The organism is Acidovorax sp. SRB_24 (assembly GCF_012931925.1).
On record NZ_MWOM01000088.1, the window covers coordinates 1 to 14,360 of the forward strand.

15 protein-coding genes are annotated in these 14,360 nt (G+C 69.8%); 3 read left to right on the forward strand and 12 right to left on the reverse strand.

The window, feature by feature from the left end; all coding sequences use genetic code 11:
- Both B2J89_RS19255 and B2J89_RS19260 read right to left on the reverse strand, forming a co-directional pair.
- Positions 1–1,043, reverse strand: a 1,043-nt coding sequence (locus B2J89_RS19255) for a diguanylate cyclase domain-containing protein (protein ID WP_169170437.1), incomplete at its 3' end; no start/stop codon positions are given.
- A gap of 47 nt (positions 1,044–1,090) precedes the next feature.
- Complete coding sequence (locus B2J89_RS19260; protein ID WP_169170438.1) at positions 1,091–1,855, reverse strand: ParA family protein; 765 nt, start codon at positions 1,853–1,855, stop codon at positions 1,091–1,093.
- A gap of 198 nt (positions 1,856–2,053) precedes the next feature.
- Here B2J89_RS19260 and queA point away from each other — a divergent pair, with 198 nt between their 5' ends.
- Positions 2,054–3,154: a tRNA preQ1(34) S-adenosylmethionine ribosyltransferase-isomerase QueA gene (gene queA / locus B2J89_RS19265; protein ID WP_169170439.1), complete on the forward strand. Its 1,101-nt coding sequence runs from the start codon at positions 2,054–2,056 to the stop codon at positions 3,152–3,154.
- Between the two features lie 180 nt (positions 3,155–3,334).
- Complete coding sequence (locus B2J89_RS19270; protein WP_371809098.1) at positions 3,335–4,240, forward strand: DMT family transporter; 906 nt, start codon at positions 3,335–3,337, stop codon at positions 4,238–4,240.
- Between the two features lie 79 nt (positions 4,241–4,319).
- Here B2J89_RS19270 and B2J89_RS19275 read toward each other — a convergent pair whose 3' ends face one another.
- Complete coding sequence (locus tag B2J89_RS19275; protein ID WP_305792658.1) at positions 4,320–5,948, reverse strand: gamma-glutamyltransferase family protein; 1,629 nt, start codon at positions 5,946–5,948, stop codon at positions 4,320–4,322.
- 10 nt (positions 5,949–5,958) lie between these two features.
- On the reverse strand, positions 5,959–6,942 hold the full coding sequence (locus tag B2J89_RS19280) for a tripartite tricarboxylate transporter substrate binding protein (RefSeq protein ID WP_169170441.1): 984 nt from the start codon (positions 6,940–6,942) through the stop codon (positions 5,959–5,961).
- A gap of 187 nt (positions 6,943–7,129) precedes the next feature.
- On the opposite strand from B2J89_RS19280, the gene B2J89_RS19285 reads away from it, so the two are divergent.
- Positions 7,130–8,116 (forward strand): LysR family transcriptional regulator, encoded by a 987-nt coding sequence (locus B2J89_RS19285; protein ID WP_169170524.1) that lies wholly within the window; start codon positions 7,130–7,132, stop codon positions 8,114–8,116.
- Here B2J89_RS19285 and B2J89_RS19290 read toward each other — a convergent pair.
- From B2J89_RS19290 to trpE, 8 genes are all read right to left on the reverse strand, one after another.
- Positions 8,043–8,786: a uracil-DNA glycosylase gene (locus B2J89_RS19290; RefSeq protein WP_169170525.1), complete on the reverse strand. Its 744-nt coding sequence runs from the start codon at positions 8,784–8,786 to the stop codon at positions 8,043–8,045. The two genes, B2J89_RS19285 and B2J89_RS19290, sit on opposite strands and share 74 nt — an antisense overlap.
- 60 nt (positions 8,787–8,846) lie before the next feature.
- Positions 8,847–9,647, reverse strand: coding sequence for an indole-3-glycerol phosphate synthase TrpC (gene trpC / locus B2J89_RS19295; RefSeq protein ID WP_169170445.1), 801 nt, complete (start codon positions 9,645–9,647; stop codon positions 8,847–8,849).
- Entirely contained in the window at positions 9,644–9,829 is a 186-nt protein-coding gene (locus B2J89_RS19300; RefSeq protein ID WP_169170436.1) for a hypothetical protein, read from the reverse strand. Before B2J89_RS19300 ends, trpC begins: the two co-directional genes overlap by 4 nt.
- Positions 9,829–10,863 (reverse strand): anthranilate phosphoribosyltransferase, encoded by a 1,035-nt coding sequence (gene trpD, locus B2J89_RS19305; protein WP_169170446.1) that lies wholly within the window; start codon positions 10,861–10,863, stop codon positions 9,829–9,831. The genes B2J89_RS19300 and trpD overlap by 1 nt, the downstream gene beginning before the upstream one ends.
- Before the next feature lie 31 nt (positions 10,864–10,894).
- Complete coding sequence (locus B2J89_RS19310) at positions 10,895–11,545, reverse strand: LysE family translocator (RefSeq protein ID WP_169170447.1); 651 nt, start codon at positions 11,543–11,545, stop codon at positions 10,895–10,897.
- A 103-nt stretch (positions 11,546–11,648) separates the two neighbouring features.
- Positions 11,649–12,233 (reverse strand): aminodeoxychorismate/anthranilate synthase component II, encoded by a 585-nt coding sequence (locus B2J89_RS19315; protein ID WP_169170448.1) that lies wholly within the window; start codon positions 12,231–12,233, stop codon positions 11,649–11,651.
- A gap of 5 nt (positions 12,234–12,238) precedes the next feature.
- Positions 12,239–12,568: a chorismate mutase gene (locus tag B2J89_RS19320; RefSeq protein WP_169170451.1), complete on the reverse strand. Its 330-nt coding sequence runs from the start codon at positions 12,566–12,568 to the stop codon at positions 12,239–12,241.
- Positions 12,568–14,067, reverse strand: coding sequence for an anthranilate synthase component I (gene trpE / locus B2J89_RS19325; protein WP_169170449.1), 1,500 nt, complete (start codon positions 14,065–14,067; stop codon positions 12,568–12,570). Before trpE ends, B2J89_RS19320 begins: the two co-directional genes overlap by 1 nt.
- Between the last annotated feature and the right edge of the window lie 293 nt (positions 14,068–14,360).

The window sequence follows — 14,360 nt, forward strand, 5'->3', positions numbered from 1 at the left end:
ACCGCGCCCACGCTCACGCTGACATGCGGCGCCACCGAGGCCGGGTGCGGCAGGCGCAGCGCCGCCACGGCGGCCACCACGCGCGCGGCGACGGCGGCGGCGCCGGCTGCATCGGTGTCGGGCAGGAGGACGGCCAGCTCCTCACCGCCGTAGCGGGCCACCAGGTCGGTGCTGCGCTGCATCGCATGCTGCACCGCACGGGCCACGGCCTGCAGGCAGGCATCGCCCGCGGGGTGGCCGAACTGGTCGTTGTAGCGCTTGAAATCGTCGACGTCGATCATCAGCAGACCGAGCGGCACCTGGCGCCGGAACGCGCTCGCACAGGCCTGCGCCAGGCGGTCGTCGAAGCAGCTGCGGTTGGCCACCTGCAGCAGCCCGTCGGTGCGGGCATAGGCCTCGAGCCGTTCGTTGGCCTGCTGCAGCGCGACGTTGGCCTGCGCCAGCTCGGCCGTGCGCTGCGCGACGCGGTCTTCGAGGCGCTGGTTGGCCTGCACCAGCTCGTCGTTCTGCGCCGACAGCACCTGGTAGAGCTTGCCGATCATCTTCAGCAGCACCTGCGTGCTGTTGTCGTGCGCCGACATCTCGCGCTCATAGGCCTGGGCGGCCGGCAGGCCCTGCGCGATGGCCGCGATCTGGCGCGCCAGCGACTGGTCGATGCCCAGGATGTGCAGGCCCAGCCATGCGGTCAAGAAGTGGACGATGGATTCGGCCGGCGCGGCCATGGTGGCGCGCGTGGCCCAAAAGGTGTGCACCTGCTGCACGAACTGCCGGTGCAGCGCCACGTGCGCCTCGGTGTGCCGCGCATCGACGCCGGCACTGTGCATCAGGGCCTCTTCCTCGCTGAAGTGGTATTCGGTGTAGGCCACCAGGCGCTCGAAGATGCCGCGCAGCAGCGCTTCGCGGCCGGCGCCGGGATCGGTGTCGGCCTCCGAGACGAACAGCGAGCGGCTGAGCTCGTTGAACAGGTCCACCAGGCCCCGGTGCTGCTCGTCCACATCGGGCAGGCCGGTCACGAAATGCTGGTCCCAGACGAAAGTTTCCACGCGCTCAAGCCCTTCTTTGACAGTGTGAATTCCCAGTATGGCGGCGGCTATGCGAGCACGCCGTGGATCGCCACCAGCGCCTGCGTGAGCTTGTGCCCGGGGTCGAGGTGGATCATGGGCCGCGCCAGCTGGTGCGATTCGCGCACCTTGACCGACTGCGGCAGGTAGGGCTGCAGCACCGGCAGGCCCTCGTCGAGCAGCTCCTGCACGAGCCGCTGGGGCAGCTTGGCGCGCGCCTGGAACTGGTTGACCACGATGCCCTTGATCGCCAGCTGGGGGTTGTGGTCGGCGCGGATCTCCTGCACGTTGGCCAGCAGCGTGTAGAGCGCCTGGCGCGAGAAGTCGTCGCAGTCGAACGGGATCAGGCAGCCGCGCGCGCCCATGAGCGCCGAGCGGGTGTAGAAATTGAGCGCCGGCGGGGTGTCGATGTAGATGCGGTCGTAGTCCTGGCCCAGCTGCGCCAGCGCCTCGCGCAGCTTGTAGATCTTGTGGCGCGATTCGAGCTTGCCCTGCAGCTCGTCGAGCCGCGCGCTCGACGCCATCAGGTCCAGGCCCTCGAACGGCGTGCGCACGGTGAACGCGGACGGCGGCGCCGGCGTGAAGCTGAAGCCCAGCGTCTGCTCGAAGAACGGCGCCACGCCGGGCTGGTCCTCGGCCGGCGCGGCGCCCAGCAGGTAGGCGCTCGAGTTGCCCTGCGGGTCCAGGTCGATCACCAGGGTGCGCAGGCCCTGGTGGGCGCTGATAGCGGCCAGGTTGCATGCGATGGTGGACTTGCCCACCCCACCCTTCTGGTTGAAAACGACGAGCGGCATGGAGGTTCCTTGTGGCGTGGCGTGTGCGGGCCGCCGAAAAACGGGCCGTGCGGGCGCGGCCCCAACGGCGCGCGGTCGCAGGCAATTATGGGATACCGGCCATGGGACAATCGCCCCCCACCCGCAGGCGTGCGGTTTGCGCCGCGCCGCTGCCACCGCTTTTTCCTTGGCACGGGCCTGTCCGGCCCTCAAGCACCCATGACCGATACGGCACCCCCCTACACCCTCAGCGACTTCGATTTCGCGCTCCCCCCCCAGCTCATCGCCCAGCACCCCGCGCCCGAGCGCAGCGCCTCGCGCCTGCTCGACGGCCGCGCCACGCAGCCCGCGGACCGCATCTTCAAGGAACTGCCCGGCCTGCTGCGGGCGGGCGACCTGCTGGTGTTCAACGACACGCGCGTCGTCAAGGCGCGCCTCTTTGGAGAGAAGGCCAGCGGCGGCAAGCTCGAGCTGCTGATCGAGCGTGTGCTCGAGGGCGGCGAAGTGGTCGCCCACATGAAGGTCAGCAAGAAACCCCCGCCCGGCACCGTGGTGCACATGGCGGGCGGCCTGCGCGGCGGCGGCTTTGACGCGCTGCTGCTTGGCCGCTGGCCCGACGGCGACGGCCCGCTGTTCCGCTTCGCGCTGCGCGGCCCGGCCGGCGAGACGCCCTGGGAGCTGATGGAGCGCCACGGCCACCTGCCGCTGCCGCCCTACATCGAGCGCCAGCAGCAAGGCGGCAACGACCCCGACGCCGCCGCAGACAGCGAGCGCTACCAGACCGTGTTCGCCCGCGCCCCCGGCGCCGTGGCCGCACCGACCGCGGCACTGCACTTCGACGCCACCGTGCTGGCCGATCTGGCCGCGCGCGGCATCGACACTGCCTGCGTCACGCTGCACGTGGGCGCCGGCACCTTCCAGCCCGTCAAGACCGAGAACCTGGCCGAGCACCAGATGCACAGTGAGTGGTACGAGGTGCCGCTGGCCACGCTCGCGGCGCTCGAGCGCTGCCGCCAGCGCGGCGGCCGCGTCGTGGCCGTGGGCACGACGACGGTGCGCACGCTCGAATCGTGGGCGCGCAGCGGCCAGGCCTCGGGCGACACCGCCATCTTCATCACGCCGGGTTTCAGGTTCCAGGTGGTGGACCTGCTGCTGACCAACTTCCACCTGCCCAAGAGCACGCTGATGATGCTGGTCTCGGCCTTCGCGGGCTACGCGCATGTCATGCAGCTGTACCGCCACGCCATCGCCCAGCATTACCGCTTCTTCAGCTATGGCGATGCCATGCTGCTGGAGCGCCTCCCGTCCGACCGCTCCTGAAAGAGGAGCGGCAGGCGCTTGCCCTGCCTACCGACGAAAGCCGTATGGCGTTGAAATGCAGTCACCACCAGCGCCATGCGCTCCTGATTCATGAGCAGGCGCGCCCTACAATGCCCTGCGCCGCGCTCCCCGCGCCGGTCCCCGCCGGGGGCCTCGGGCCGCCGGCTGTCTGCCTGCCCCGTGACCTCCGACCGCACTTTCAGGCCCGCCGCTGCGGCCCACCGCTCCGCCCTGGGGGGCATCGCCCTGGCCACCGCGGCCTGCGCCCTGTTCGCGCTGCTGGACAGCGCCACCAAGTTCAGCGGCCAGGTGCTGCCCATGCTGATGGTGCTGTGGCTGCGCTTTGCGGCCCAGGCCCTGGTGACCACGGCCATGGTGCTGCCGCGCCACGGCTGGGCCGCCTGGCGCACGGCCCACCCGCGCTTCCAGATCGGCCGTGCGGCCAGCGGCTTTCTGACCTCGGTCTTCGCCTTCTTCTGCATCCAGAGCATGCCGCTGGCCAACTTCACCGCCACCTGGTCGGCCGTGCCCCTGCTCATCGTCGTGGCCTCGGCCTGGCTGTTCGGCGAACGCGTGAGCCCCGCGCGCTGGGGGCTGCTGCTGGTGGGGCTGGCCAGCGTGATCGCCATCGTGCGGCCCGAGGGCGCCGGCCAGGCCCTGGGCTGGCGCGCCCTGCTGCCCCTGGGCCTGCTGCTGTGCGGCACCACCTACCAGCTGCTGGGCAGCCGCATGGCGCGGCTCGATCCGCCCACCACCACCCAGCTCTACACGACCTGGCTGCCGCTGCTGGCGACCACGCCGCTGCTGCCGCTGTTCTGGCAGAGCGTGCCCGACGGGCCCGTCTGGGCCGCCGTGGCGGTGATGGGGGCGTGCAGCGGCGTGGGCCATTTGCTGCTGCTGCAGGCCTATGCGCACACCACGCCGGGCGCCATCGCGCCGTTTCTCTACAGCCAGATCGGCTTTGCGATGGCCATGGGCTGGCTGTTCTTCGGCCAGAGGCCCGACGCCCAGTCCCTGGCCGGCATGGCCGCGATCACGCTGTGCGGCCTGGCCAGCGTGTGGCTCAGCGTGCGCGGGCGCAGCTAGGTGCCGGGCGTCGGTCTTCTGACGCTATCCGGCGCTGGCGCTTGCCGCACCAGCGCCGGACGCTCTCTTTTTGAGAGCATCAGAACGCCACGGCGCACCCGTCCTTGCGCGGGTCCGATCCGGCCACATAGTGCCCGCCCTCGCGCAGCACCAGCTGGGCCCCGCCGAAGGCGAAGACGCCGTTGCCCTCTTCCACCGTGACCTCGTGGCCGCGCGCGCGCAGCCCGGCCACCACGGCCGGATCGAAGCGGGGCTCCACGGCCACGCCCTTGCCGCCCGTGACACGCCAGCGTGGCGCATCGGCCGCGGCCTGCGGGTTCTGGCCATAGCGCAGCACGCGCAGCGCCATCTGCAGGTGGCCCTGCGACTGCATGGGTCCGCCCATGACGCCAAACGCCATTTGCGGCGTGCCATCGGCGTGCATGGCGAAGGCCGGAATGATGGTGTGGGACGGCCGCTTGCGCGGGCCGACTTCGTTGGCATGGCCGGGAACCAGATTGAAGCCATGGCCCCGGTTCTGCAGGCTGATGCCCGTGCCCGGCACGACCACGCCCGAGCCAAAGCCCATGTAGTTGGACTGGATGAACGACACCATCATCCCGGACGCGTCCGCCGCCGCCAGGTACACCGTGCCGCCGGGGCGCGGCGCGCCGCAGGACGGATCGCCCGCGCACGCGGGATCGATGAGGGCCGCACGGCCGCGCAGGTAGTCGGCATGGAGCAGATCGGCCGGCGCCACCTGCATGGCATCGATGTCGGCGTTGTACTGCTGCAGGTCGGCCAGCGCGAGCTTCATGGCCTCGATCTGCAGGTGCACGCTGTCCACACCATCGAGCGGCTGCTGGCCGACGCCCACGGCATCGAGCATGCCCAGCGCCATCAGCGTAGCGATGCCCTGGCCGTTGGGCGGGATCTCGTGCACCACCGAATCGCCGAAGCGCTGGCTCACCGTGCCGACCCAGTCGGCCCGGTGTGCAGCGAGGTCGTCCAGGGCCATGGCGCCGCCGTGCGCCTGCGCGTGGGCCACCATCTGCCGGGCCAGATCGCCGCGGTAGAACGCCTCGCCCTCCGTGGCGGCGATCAGCTCCAGTGTGCGCGCATGGGCTTCGCTGCGAAACATCTCGCCCGCGCGCGGAGCGCGGCCGCCCGGCAGGAAGCACTCGGCAAAGCCCGGCTGGGCGCCGAGCTTGGCAGCGCCCAGCGCCCACAGCCGGGCGATGGTCGGCGAGACCGGAAAGCCGCGGCGCGCGTAATCGATGGCGGGCTGCGCCAGCTGCGCGAACGGCAGCTTGCCCAGGCGCTTGGACAGCGCCACCCAGGCCGACACGGCGCCGGGCACGGTGACGGCATTCCAGCCCTTTTCGGGCATGCCACCGCGCTCGGCGAAATACTGCGGCGTCCACGCGGCAGGTGAGCGGCCCGAGGCGTTGAGGCCGTGCAGTTCCTGGCCGTCCCAGACGATGGCGAAACCGTCGCTGCCCAGGCCGCAGCCCGTGGGCTCGACCACGGTGAGCGCCATGGCCGCGGCAATCGCCGCATCCACCGCGTTGCCGCCGGCCAACAGCATGCGCAGGCCGGCCTGGGCCGCCAGCGGCTGCGAGGTGGAAACGATGTTGCGCCCCATCACCGCGCTGCGCTGGGAGGCATAAGGCAGCGCCCAGTCCATGGCGGAGGGACTGGCGTGGAGCGGCAAGGTGCGGTCGTTCATGGCAGGCCTTTCATTCCAACGTGATCTTGTGCTGGCGGATGACGCTGGCCCAGCGCGCGCTGTCGGTCTGCACCATGGCGCCGAACTGTGCCGGGCTGCTGGGCGCCGCAGGCTCGACCCCCAGCTTGGCCAGGCTGGCAGCCACCTCGGGCGCCAGCATGGCCTTAGCAAAAGCCTGGTGCACGCGACTGACCAGAGCGGGCGGCGCACCGGCCGGCAGGTACACGCCAAACCACGTCACCGAAGAATAGCCAGGCAGGCCCGATTCGGCCAGGGTGGGCAGCTCGGGCGCCAGCGCCGTGCGCTTTTCACTGGTCACGGCCAGGGCGCGCAAGCGGCCGCTGCGCGCATGCGGCATGCCGGTGGGCAAGGAGTCGAACAGCACATGCACCTGGCCGGCCACCAGATCGGGGATGGCCAGCGCCGTGCCCTTGTAGGGCACATGCGTCATCTCGATGCCCGCCTGCGCGCTGAAGGCGGCGGAATTGAGGTGCACGATGGTGCCGTTGCCGCTGGTGGCGTAGTTGAGCTTGCCGGGATGGGCTTTGCCGTATGCGACCAGCTCCGCCACGGTCTTGACCGGCAGCGACGGGTTGACCAGCACCACGCTGGGCGCGTCGGCCAGGTGCACGACCGGGGTGAAATCCTTGCGCGCGTCGTAGGCCAGGCGCGGCAGAAGGTGCGGCGATATCGCATGCGTGCTGCTCGTGGTCAGCAGCAGCGTGTAGCCGTCGGCCGGCGCCTTGGCGGCCTCGGCCGTGCCGATGGTGCCGCCGGCCCCCGGGCGGTTGTCCACCACCATCTGCTGGCCCAGGTCGGCCGCCACGCGCTGCGTGACCACACGCGCCACCAGGTCCGTGGCGCCACTGGCCGGAAACGGCACGATCACCCGTACCGGCTTGTCCGGCCACGCGGACTGCGCATGGGCCCCTGCCGCCAGCGCCACGCACAAGGACACCGCCAGCGCACCGTGGCGCGAGGAAAACAAACGCATGGAAACACTCCAGAAAGGATGGATCGGGGCACGCAGCCGGCCGCCAGGCCGAGCCAAGGTAGTTATCACGGCCTATCTTAGAAATGCGCCATGCCGATGACCACCAGCAAATAGGCAAACAGGTTTGCCGAAACAGCAAACCGATCGATACTTTCCATCTCCGATCAGCAACACACTGCGACCCGCCATGCGACCCCACCTCCTGCTCGACACGGCGCTGCGCTACTTTCTCGAAGTGGCGCACAGCGGCTCATTGACGCTCGCGTCCGAGCGGCTGCATGTGGCGGCCTCGGCGCTGAGTCGGCAGATCGCCGGCCTCGAGAGCCAGTTGGGCACGTCCCTGTTCGAACGCCATCCGCGCGGCATGGTGCTCACCGCGGCGGGCGACATCCTGGCCCGCCATGCGCGCCGCACCGGGCTCGATGCCGAACGCGCGCTGGGCGAGATCGGCGCCCTGCAGGGCCTGCACGCCGGACAGGTGCGCCTGGCCACCTCGGACGCCTTTGCGAACGACCTGGTGCCGCGCCTTTGCGTGGATTTCCAGCGCCTGCACCAGGGCATCCAGTTCAGCGTGCAGTCCCTGCCCACGGCCATGGTTCCGGCGGCGGTGCGCAGCGGCGCGGTCGATATCGGCCTGTGCTTCAGCAGCGCGCCGCACAAGGACGTCGTGGTGGTCTACCGCCAGAGCGCGCCGGTGCTGGCGCTGCTGCCGCCGCAGCACCCGCTGGCCTGCCAGCCGCGGCTCACCCTGGCGCACCTGGTCCCGCACGCGCTGGGGCTGCCGCCGCCCGAGACCACGGTGCGGCAAATGATCGACATGGCCTGCAGCCGCCAGGGCCTGCGGCTGCAGCCGGTGCTCGTGAGCAACCATGTGCAGACCCTGATGAACTTCGTGGTGCAGGGCGGCGGCGTGGCCTTGTCGAGCGAAATCGCGGCACGCCACCTGATGGCCTCGGGCGCCCTCGCGGCCCGGCCCGTGAGCGACGAGGGCATGGACCTGCGCGACGTCGAGGTGCAGACCCTGGCTGGGCGCAGCCTGCCGGTGGCGGCGCAGGCTTTCCTGGCGCTGCTGTCCGAACGGCTGCCGGGGCCGCAGGACGTCAGTGCGGCGGCGGCGTGTGCGCCTGCGCCTGGCGAAACGCCCGCGCCCGGCCGAAGTGCCCGCAGCCGATGAACGGCACCGGCGGGCGCAGCGCCGACAGTGGCGAGGGGTGGTTGGCGCACAGCACCAGGTGGCCGCGGTCTGCGGGGATCAGGGCGCGCTTACTTTGCGCGTGCGCGCCCCAGAGCATGAACACCACCGGGCGCGGGCCCTCGGCGACCTGCGCGATCACGGCGTCGGTCAGCACCTCCCAGCCCTTGCCGGCGTGGCTCGCGGGCCGGCCCTCTTCCACCGTCAGCGTGGTGTTGAGCAGCAGCACGCCGTTCTGCGCCCACTTGACCAGGCTGCCGCCGGGGTTCGGAAAGGCCGGCGGCGGCGTGCCCAGGTCGCGCTCGATTTCCTTGAAGATGTTGCGCAGCGAAGGCGGCAGGCGCACGCCCGGCGCGACCGAAAACGCCAGCCCCTCGGCCTGGCCGCGGCCGTGGTACGGGTCCTGGCCGAGGATCACGACGCGCACCTGATCGGGCGGCGTGAGTTCGAGCGCGCGCAGCGGCCGCGGCGGAAACACCACCGCGCCCGCACCGAGCCGCGCCTGCAGGAACGCGCACAGGCGCTGGCCGGTGGCGCTGGCAAAAAAATCACCGACCAGCGGCTGCCAGCCGGGCGCCACGGGCCAGTCGGCCGGGTTCGCGGTTTGCAGCTGCGTGGCGCCACCGGCGCCGGGGTGGGGCAGATCATTCATGGTCAAAATGGCCTCCAGCGCTTATGTAGCTTACGATTACAGCTATGAATTCAGGTGCATTCAGGCAAACAGCTGCGCCAGCGCCGTGCCCGGGTCGTCGGCGCGCATGAAGGCCTCGCCGACGAGGAAGGCCTGCACGCCGGCGTCGCGCATGGTCTTGACGTCCTGCGGCGCGAGGATGCCCGACTCGGTGACGAGCAGGCGGTCTTTCGGCACGTCCGACAGCATGTCCAGCGTGGTCTGCAGCGTGACCTCGAAGGTGCGCAGGTTGCGGTTGTTGATGCCGACCAGCTCGGTCTTCAGGCGCAGCGCGCGGTCGAGCTCGGCGCGGTCGTGCACCTCGACCAGCACGGCCATGTCGAGGTCGCGCGCGATGGCCTCGAAGTCCTGCATCTGCGCGTCATCGAGGCTGGCGGCGATCAACAGCACGGCATCGGCGCCCATGGCGCGCGACTCGTAGATCTGGTAGGCGTCGACCATGAAGTCCTTGCGCAGCACCGGCAGCTGGCAGCTGGCGCGCGCCTGCTTGAGGTAGTCGGTGCTGCCCTGGAAGAACTGCCGGTCAGTCAGCACCGAAAGACAGGCCGCGCTGACCACGCCGTCGCCCTCGGCATAGCTCTGGGCGATGTCGGCGGGTTCGAAGTCGGCGCGGATGACGCCCTTGCTCGGGCTGGCCTTCTTGATTTCGGCGATCACGGCCGCCTGGTTCCTGGCGATCTTGGCGCGCAGTGCGCCGACAAAATCGCGCGTGAGCACGCGGCTCTCGGCGTCGGCGCGCATGGCGGCCAGCGGCAGGCGCTTTTGCGCTGCGGCGACTTCTTCGTGCTTGACGGCGACGATCTTTTTCAGAATATCGTTCATGGGGTTTCGCGCCTTTCAGGGTCTGCGGGGTGTGCGGAAGATTCGGGGGAAGGCGGCGCAGGCGGCGGCCGGCGCAGGATGCGGCGGAACACCACCGACATGGCCACGCCGACCGCCACCGAGACGGCGGTGGCGCCCAGCGCGATCCAGGTTCCGGGGTCGCTCCACAGCGGGTGAGCCATCAGGCTGCCGCCAGCGCGTGCGTGCGCGCGACCAGCTCAGCGAGCTTGGCGTGCGCCGCGCCCGAGGCCAGCGCCGCGCGCGCGCGGTCCAGGCCATCCTGGATCGAGCCGGCCACGCCGGCAGCGTACAGCGCCGCGCCGGCGTTGAGGCAGACGATGTCGCTGGCCGCGCCCGGCTGGCCTTGCAGCACGGACAGCAGCATGTCGCGCGACTGCTCGGGCGTTTCGACCTTGAAGGCGCGGTTGCTGGACATGCTCAGGCCGAAGTCCTCGGGATGGATTTCGTACTCGCTGACCTGGCCGTTCTTGAGCTCGCCCACCAGCGTGGCGGCCCCCAGGCTGATCTCGTCCATGCCGTCGCGGCCATAGACCACGATGGCGTGCTCGGCGCCCAGGCGCTGCAGCGCGCGCACCTGGATGCCGACGAGGTCGGGGTGGAACACGCCCATCAGGATATTCGGCGCGCCGGCCGGGTTGGTCAGCGGGCCGAGGATGTTGAACAGCGTGCGCACGCCCAGCTCCTTGCGCACCGGCGCCACGTTCTTCATGGCCGGGTGGTGGTTGGGCGCGAACATGAAGCCGATGCCGACCTCGGCAATGCACTGCGCAATGGCGGCCGGCGCGAGGTTGATGTGCACGCCCAGCGCGTCCATCACATCGGCGCTGCCCGATTTGCTCGAGACGCTGCGCCCGCCGTGCTTGGCGGTCTTGGCGCCGGCGGCAGCGGCGACGAACATCGCGCAGGTCGAGATGTTGAAGGTGTTGGCGCCGTCGCCGCCCGTGCCGACGATGTCGACGAGGTGCGTGGCGTCCTGCACCGGCACCTTGGTACAGAACTCGCGCATCACCTGCGCGGCGGCGGTGATCTCGCCGATGGTTTCCTTCTTCACGCGCAGGCCGGTGATGATGGCCGCCGTCATGACGGGCGAGAGCTCGCCCTTCATGATCATGCGCATCAGATGCAGCATCTCGTCGTGGAAGATTTCGCGGTGTTCGATGGTGCGCTGCAGCGCCTCCTGGGGGGTGATTTGCATGGGGTTCCCTGCGCAATAAAGGTGGAAGAAATCAGGCGGCGGGCGCGTCGCTCAGCGCGAGCCGGGCGCCAAAGCCGACGAACAGCAGGCCGGCTCCGCGTTCGAGCCAGTGCAGAGCGCGCGCCACGCGGCCGGCGTGCCGGCCCAGCCAGGCGGCGGCCAGCGCCCAGCCGAGGTTGACCCACAAGCCATTGAAGTTGAACAGCAGGCCCAGCAGCAAGAAAGCCAGCGGCTTGTGCGGCGTGCCCGGTGCGATGAACTGCGGCACGAACGCGAGGAAGAACAGCACCACCTTGGGGTTGAGCGCATTCGTCCAGAAGCCGCGTAAAAAGATGCCTTTGAGCGCTGCCGCGCTTTCTGTGCCTGCGCCGGCAGCTCCTGATGAGATAGCCGCCGGGGCGGGTGCCAGCAGCATGCGCAGGCCCACATAGACCAGGTAGGCCGCGCCCACCCACTTGAGCAGCGTGAACGCCGTGCCCGACGCCGCCAGCAGCGCGCTCACGCCCAGGGCCGCCGCGAAGATGTGCACAAAGCAGCCCGCCGTGATGCCGCAGGCCGCCACCATGCCGGCGCGCGCGCCGGAGCGCAGCGCGTTCGCCACGATGTAGAGCACATCGGGCCCCGGCGTGAGGTTGAGCAGCAGGCCGGCGGCGATGAAGAGCAGCAATGGTTCGGTGGCCATGGCGCGTCGTTCAGGCGCGGGGTGCGCGGTAGAAGATACCGGTCATTTTGTCCCCAAACGCTTGCCCATCAAGCGCTGACAGCTACAAATACCGAAGCACGCGTCATGCGCGCTGCTCGAGGAAGTTGCGCAGCATGGCGTGGCCGTGCTCGGTCAGGATGCTCTCGGGGTGGAACTGCACGCCCTGGATGGCCAGCGTTTTGTGGCGCACGCCCATGATCTCGCCGTCGTCGGTCCAGGCGGTGATCTCGAGCACCTCGGGGCAGCTGGCACGCTCTATCGATAACGAGTGGTAGCGGTTCACCGTGAACTGCTCGGGCAGGCCAGCGAACACGCCTTTTTGCGTGGTCGTGATGGTGCTGGTCTTGCCGTGCATGAGCTGCTGGGCGCGCACGATCGTGCCGCCGAACGCCGCGCCGATCGCCTGGTGGCCCAGGCACACGCCCAGAATCGGCAGCTTGCCGGCAAAGTGCCGGATCGCCGCGACCGAGATGCCGGCCTCCTGCGGCGAGCACGGACCGGGTGAGACGACGAGGCGGTCGAGACGGCCGGCAGCCAGGCGCGCCTCGATCTCGGCCACGGTGATCTCGTCGTTGCGGCGCACCTCGACCTGGGCACCGAGCTCACCGAAGTACTGCACGATGTTGTAGGTAAAGCTGTCGTAGTTGTCGATCATCAACAGTTGCATGGCGCTCACCCCGGTGTGTGCGCGGACCCGCGCTGGCGCGCGAATTCGCGGTGTTCGAAGGCGATATAGGCCTCCATCATGCTGCGGTAGATGGCCTCGATCACGTCGGGCTCACCGCCCTCGAGCGCCGCACGCTCGCGCACGCGCGCCACGATGGCCTCGATGCGCTCTTCGTCGCGCACCTGGTTCTCGTCCTGCTTGATGCGCGCGGCCTGCGTCATGTAGCCGCCGCGCGTGACCAGGAGCGGCACCAGCACATCGTCGAGCGCGTCGATGTGGCGGCGCACGTCGTCCATGGTGGTGCAGTGCTGTGTGTTATCGATCGCGCGGGTCATCATTCCAGTCCTTCTTCAACGAGTTCGGCGGCGCGCAGCAGCGCGCGCGCCTTGTGTTCGGTTTCTTTCCATTCGAGCTCGGGCACCGAGTCGGCGACCACGCCGGCCGCGGCCTGCACATAGAGCTGGCCGTCCTTGACGATGCCGGTGCGGATCGCGATCGCCAGGTCCATGTCGCCGGCATAGCTCAGGTAGCCGCAGGCGCCGCCATAGAGGCCGCGCTTGGTCGGCTCGAGCCGGTCGATGAGCTCCATCGCGTGCACCTTGGGCGCGCCCGTGAGCGTGCCGGCCGGAAACGTCGCCTTGAGCACGTCCATGCTGGTCATGCCCTCGTGCAGCAGGCCCTCGACGTTGCTGACGATGTGCATCACGTGGCTGTAGCGCTCGACGGCAAAGGCCTCGGTCACCTTGACGCTGCCGGTCTGGGCGATGCGGCCGATGTCGTTGCGCGCCAGGTCGATCAGCATCACGTGCTCGGCGCGCTCCTTCGGGTCGTTGACCAGCTCGACCTCGGCGGCCTTGTCGAGCTCGGGCGTGGCGCCGCGCGGGCGCGTGCCGGCGAGCGGGCGGATCGTCACCTTCTGCCCGTCGGGCGTGCGCTCCTGGCGCACCAGGATCTCGGGGCTCGCGCCCACCACATGGCTGTCGCCGAAGTGGTAGTAGTACATGTAGGGCGAGGGGTTGAGCGAGCGCAGCGCGCGGTACAGCGAAAGCGGCGACTCGGTGTAGCGCTTGTGGATGCGCTGGCCCACCTGCACCTGCATGAAGTCGCCCGCGGCGATCAGCTCCTTGGCGCGTTCGACGGCGGCGATGTAGTCGGCCTTGGCGAAGTCGCGCTGCGCGGGGTAGCTTTGCGAGGCCTGCACCTGCGGCGCGCTGACCGAGTACTTGAGCTGCTCGCGCAGCTCGCGCAGACGCTTCTTGGCGTTGCTGTAGGCCTCGGGGCGCGCCGGGTCGGCGTAGACGATCAGGTAGAGCTTGCCCGAGAGGTTGTCGATGACGGCCAGCTCTTCGCACTGCAGCAGCAGGATGTCGGGCATGTCGAGCGCATCGGGCGGGCACGAGGTTTCGAGCTTTTTCTCGATGTGGCGCACGGCGTCGTAGCCAAAGTAGCCGGCCAGCCCGCCGCAGAAGCGCGGCAGCCCGGGGCGCAGCGCGACCTTGAAGCGCTTCTGGTAGTCGGCCACGAAGTCGAGCGGGTTGCCCGGCGCGCGCTCGACCACCTGGCCGTCGGTCACGACCTCGGTGACGGCGGTGGCGCCGAAGCCGCGCGAGCGCAGCAGCGTGCGCGCCGGCAGGCCGATGAAGCTGTAGCGGCCAAAGCGCTCGCCGCCGACGACGGATTCGAGCAGAAAGCTGTATTTTCCGCCGTCCTTGCTGTGCGCGAGTTTCAGGTACAGCGACAGCGGGGTCTCCAGGTCAGCGAAGGCTTCCGCCATCAGCGGAATGCGGTTGTAGCCTTCGCGGGCCAGGCTTTTGAATTCAAGTTCGGTGATCAAGGGAAGGCTCCCAGCTCGGGCGGCGCGTCTCCCTGTGCCAGGGGCGCCGCGGTTCATTCGGTTGGCCCCGGTGGGGCCACGGGTGCACGCTGGGGGACCAGCGTGCCATCAGGGGTTCAGGCGGACAGGCTTGCGCCAGGGCCAGGCTCCCCGGTCGCTGCGACCTGTGGTGAACACGCGGTGAATGAACATGGGCCAAAGTGTAGCAAATGGGGCAGGCGCCACCGCCCTCTCCCGCCTCCCACCTGCCGCTTCGGCGCGGCGCCATGCCGGCGCACCCTCTGGCAAACCCT

What these genes read in the sequence shown, in the direction of transcription:
- B2J89_RS19260 (WP_169170438.1), bottom strand. Translation starts at nt 1,855, where the DNA reads ATGCCGCTCGTCGTTTTCAACCAGAAGGGTGGGGTGGGCAAGTCCACC.
- queA (WP_169170439.1), top strand. Translation starts at nt 2,054, where the DNA reads ATGACCGATACGGCACCCCCCTACACCCTCAGCGACTTCGATTTCGCG.
- B2J89_RS19275 (WP_305792658.1), bottom strand. Translation starts at nt 5,948, where the DNA reads ATGAACGACCGCACCTTGCCGCTCCACGCCAGTCCCTCCGCCATGGAC.
- B2J89_RS19280 (WP_169170441.1), bottom strand. Translation starts at nt 6,942, where the DNA reads ATGCGTTTGTTTTCCTCGCGCCACGGTGCGCTGGCGGTGTCCTTGTGC.
- B2J89_RS19285 (WP_169170524.1), top strand. Translation starts at nt 7,130, where the DNA reads ATGCGACCCCACCTCCTGCTCGACACGGCGCTGCGCTACTTTCTCGAA.
- B2J89_RS19290 (WP_169170525.1), bottom strand. Translation starts at nt 8,786, where the DNA reads ATGAATGATCTGCCCCACCCCGGCGCCGGTGGCGCCACGCAGCTGCAA.
- trpC (WP_169170445.1), bottom strand. Translation starts at nt 9,647, where the DNA reads ATGAACGATATTCTGAAAAAGATCGTCGCCGTCAAGCACGAAGAAGTC.
- B2J89_RS19300 (WP_169170436.1), bottom strand. Translation starts at nt 9,829, where the DNA reads ATGGCTCACCCGCTGTGGAGCGACCCCGGAACCTGGATCGCGCTGGGC.
- trpD (WP_169170446.1), bottom strand. Translation starts at nt 10,863, where the DNA reads ATGCAAATCACCCCCCAGGAGGCGCTGCAGCGCACCATCGAACACCGC.
- B2J89_RS19310 (WP_169170447.1), bottom strand. Translation starts at nt 11,545, where the DNA reads ATGGCCACCGAACCATTGCTGCTCTTCATCGCCGCCGGCCTGCTGCTC.
- B2J89_RS19315 (WP_169170448.1), bottom strand. Translation starts at nt 12,233, where the DNA reads ATGCAACTGTTGATGATCGACAACTACGACAGCTTTACCTACAACATC.
- B2J89_RS19320 (WP_169170451.1), bottom strand. Translation starts at nt 12,568, where the DNA reads ATGACCCGCGCGATCGATAACACACAGCACTGCACCACCATGGACGAC.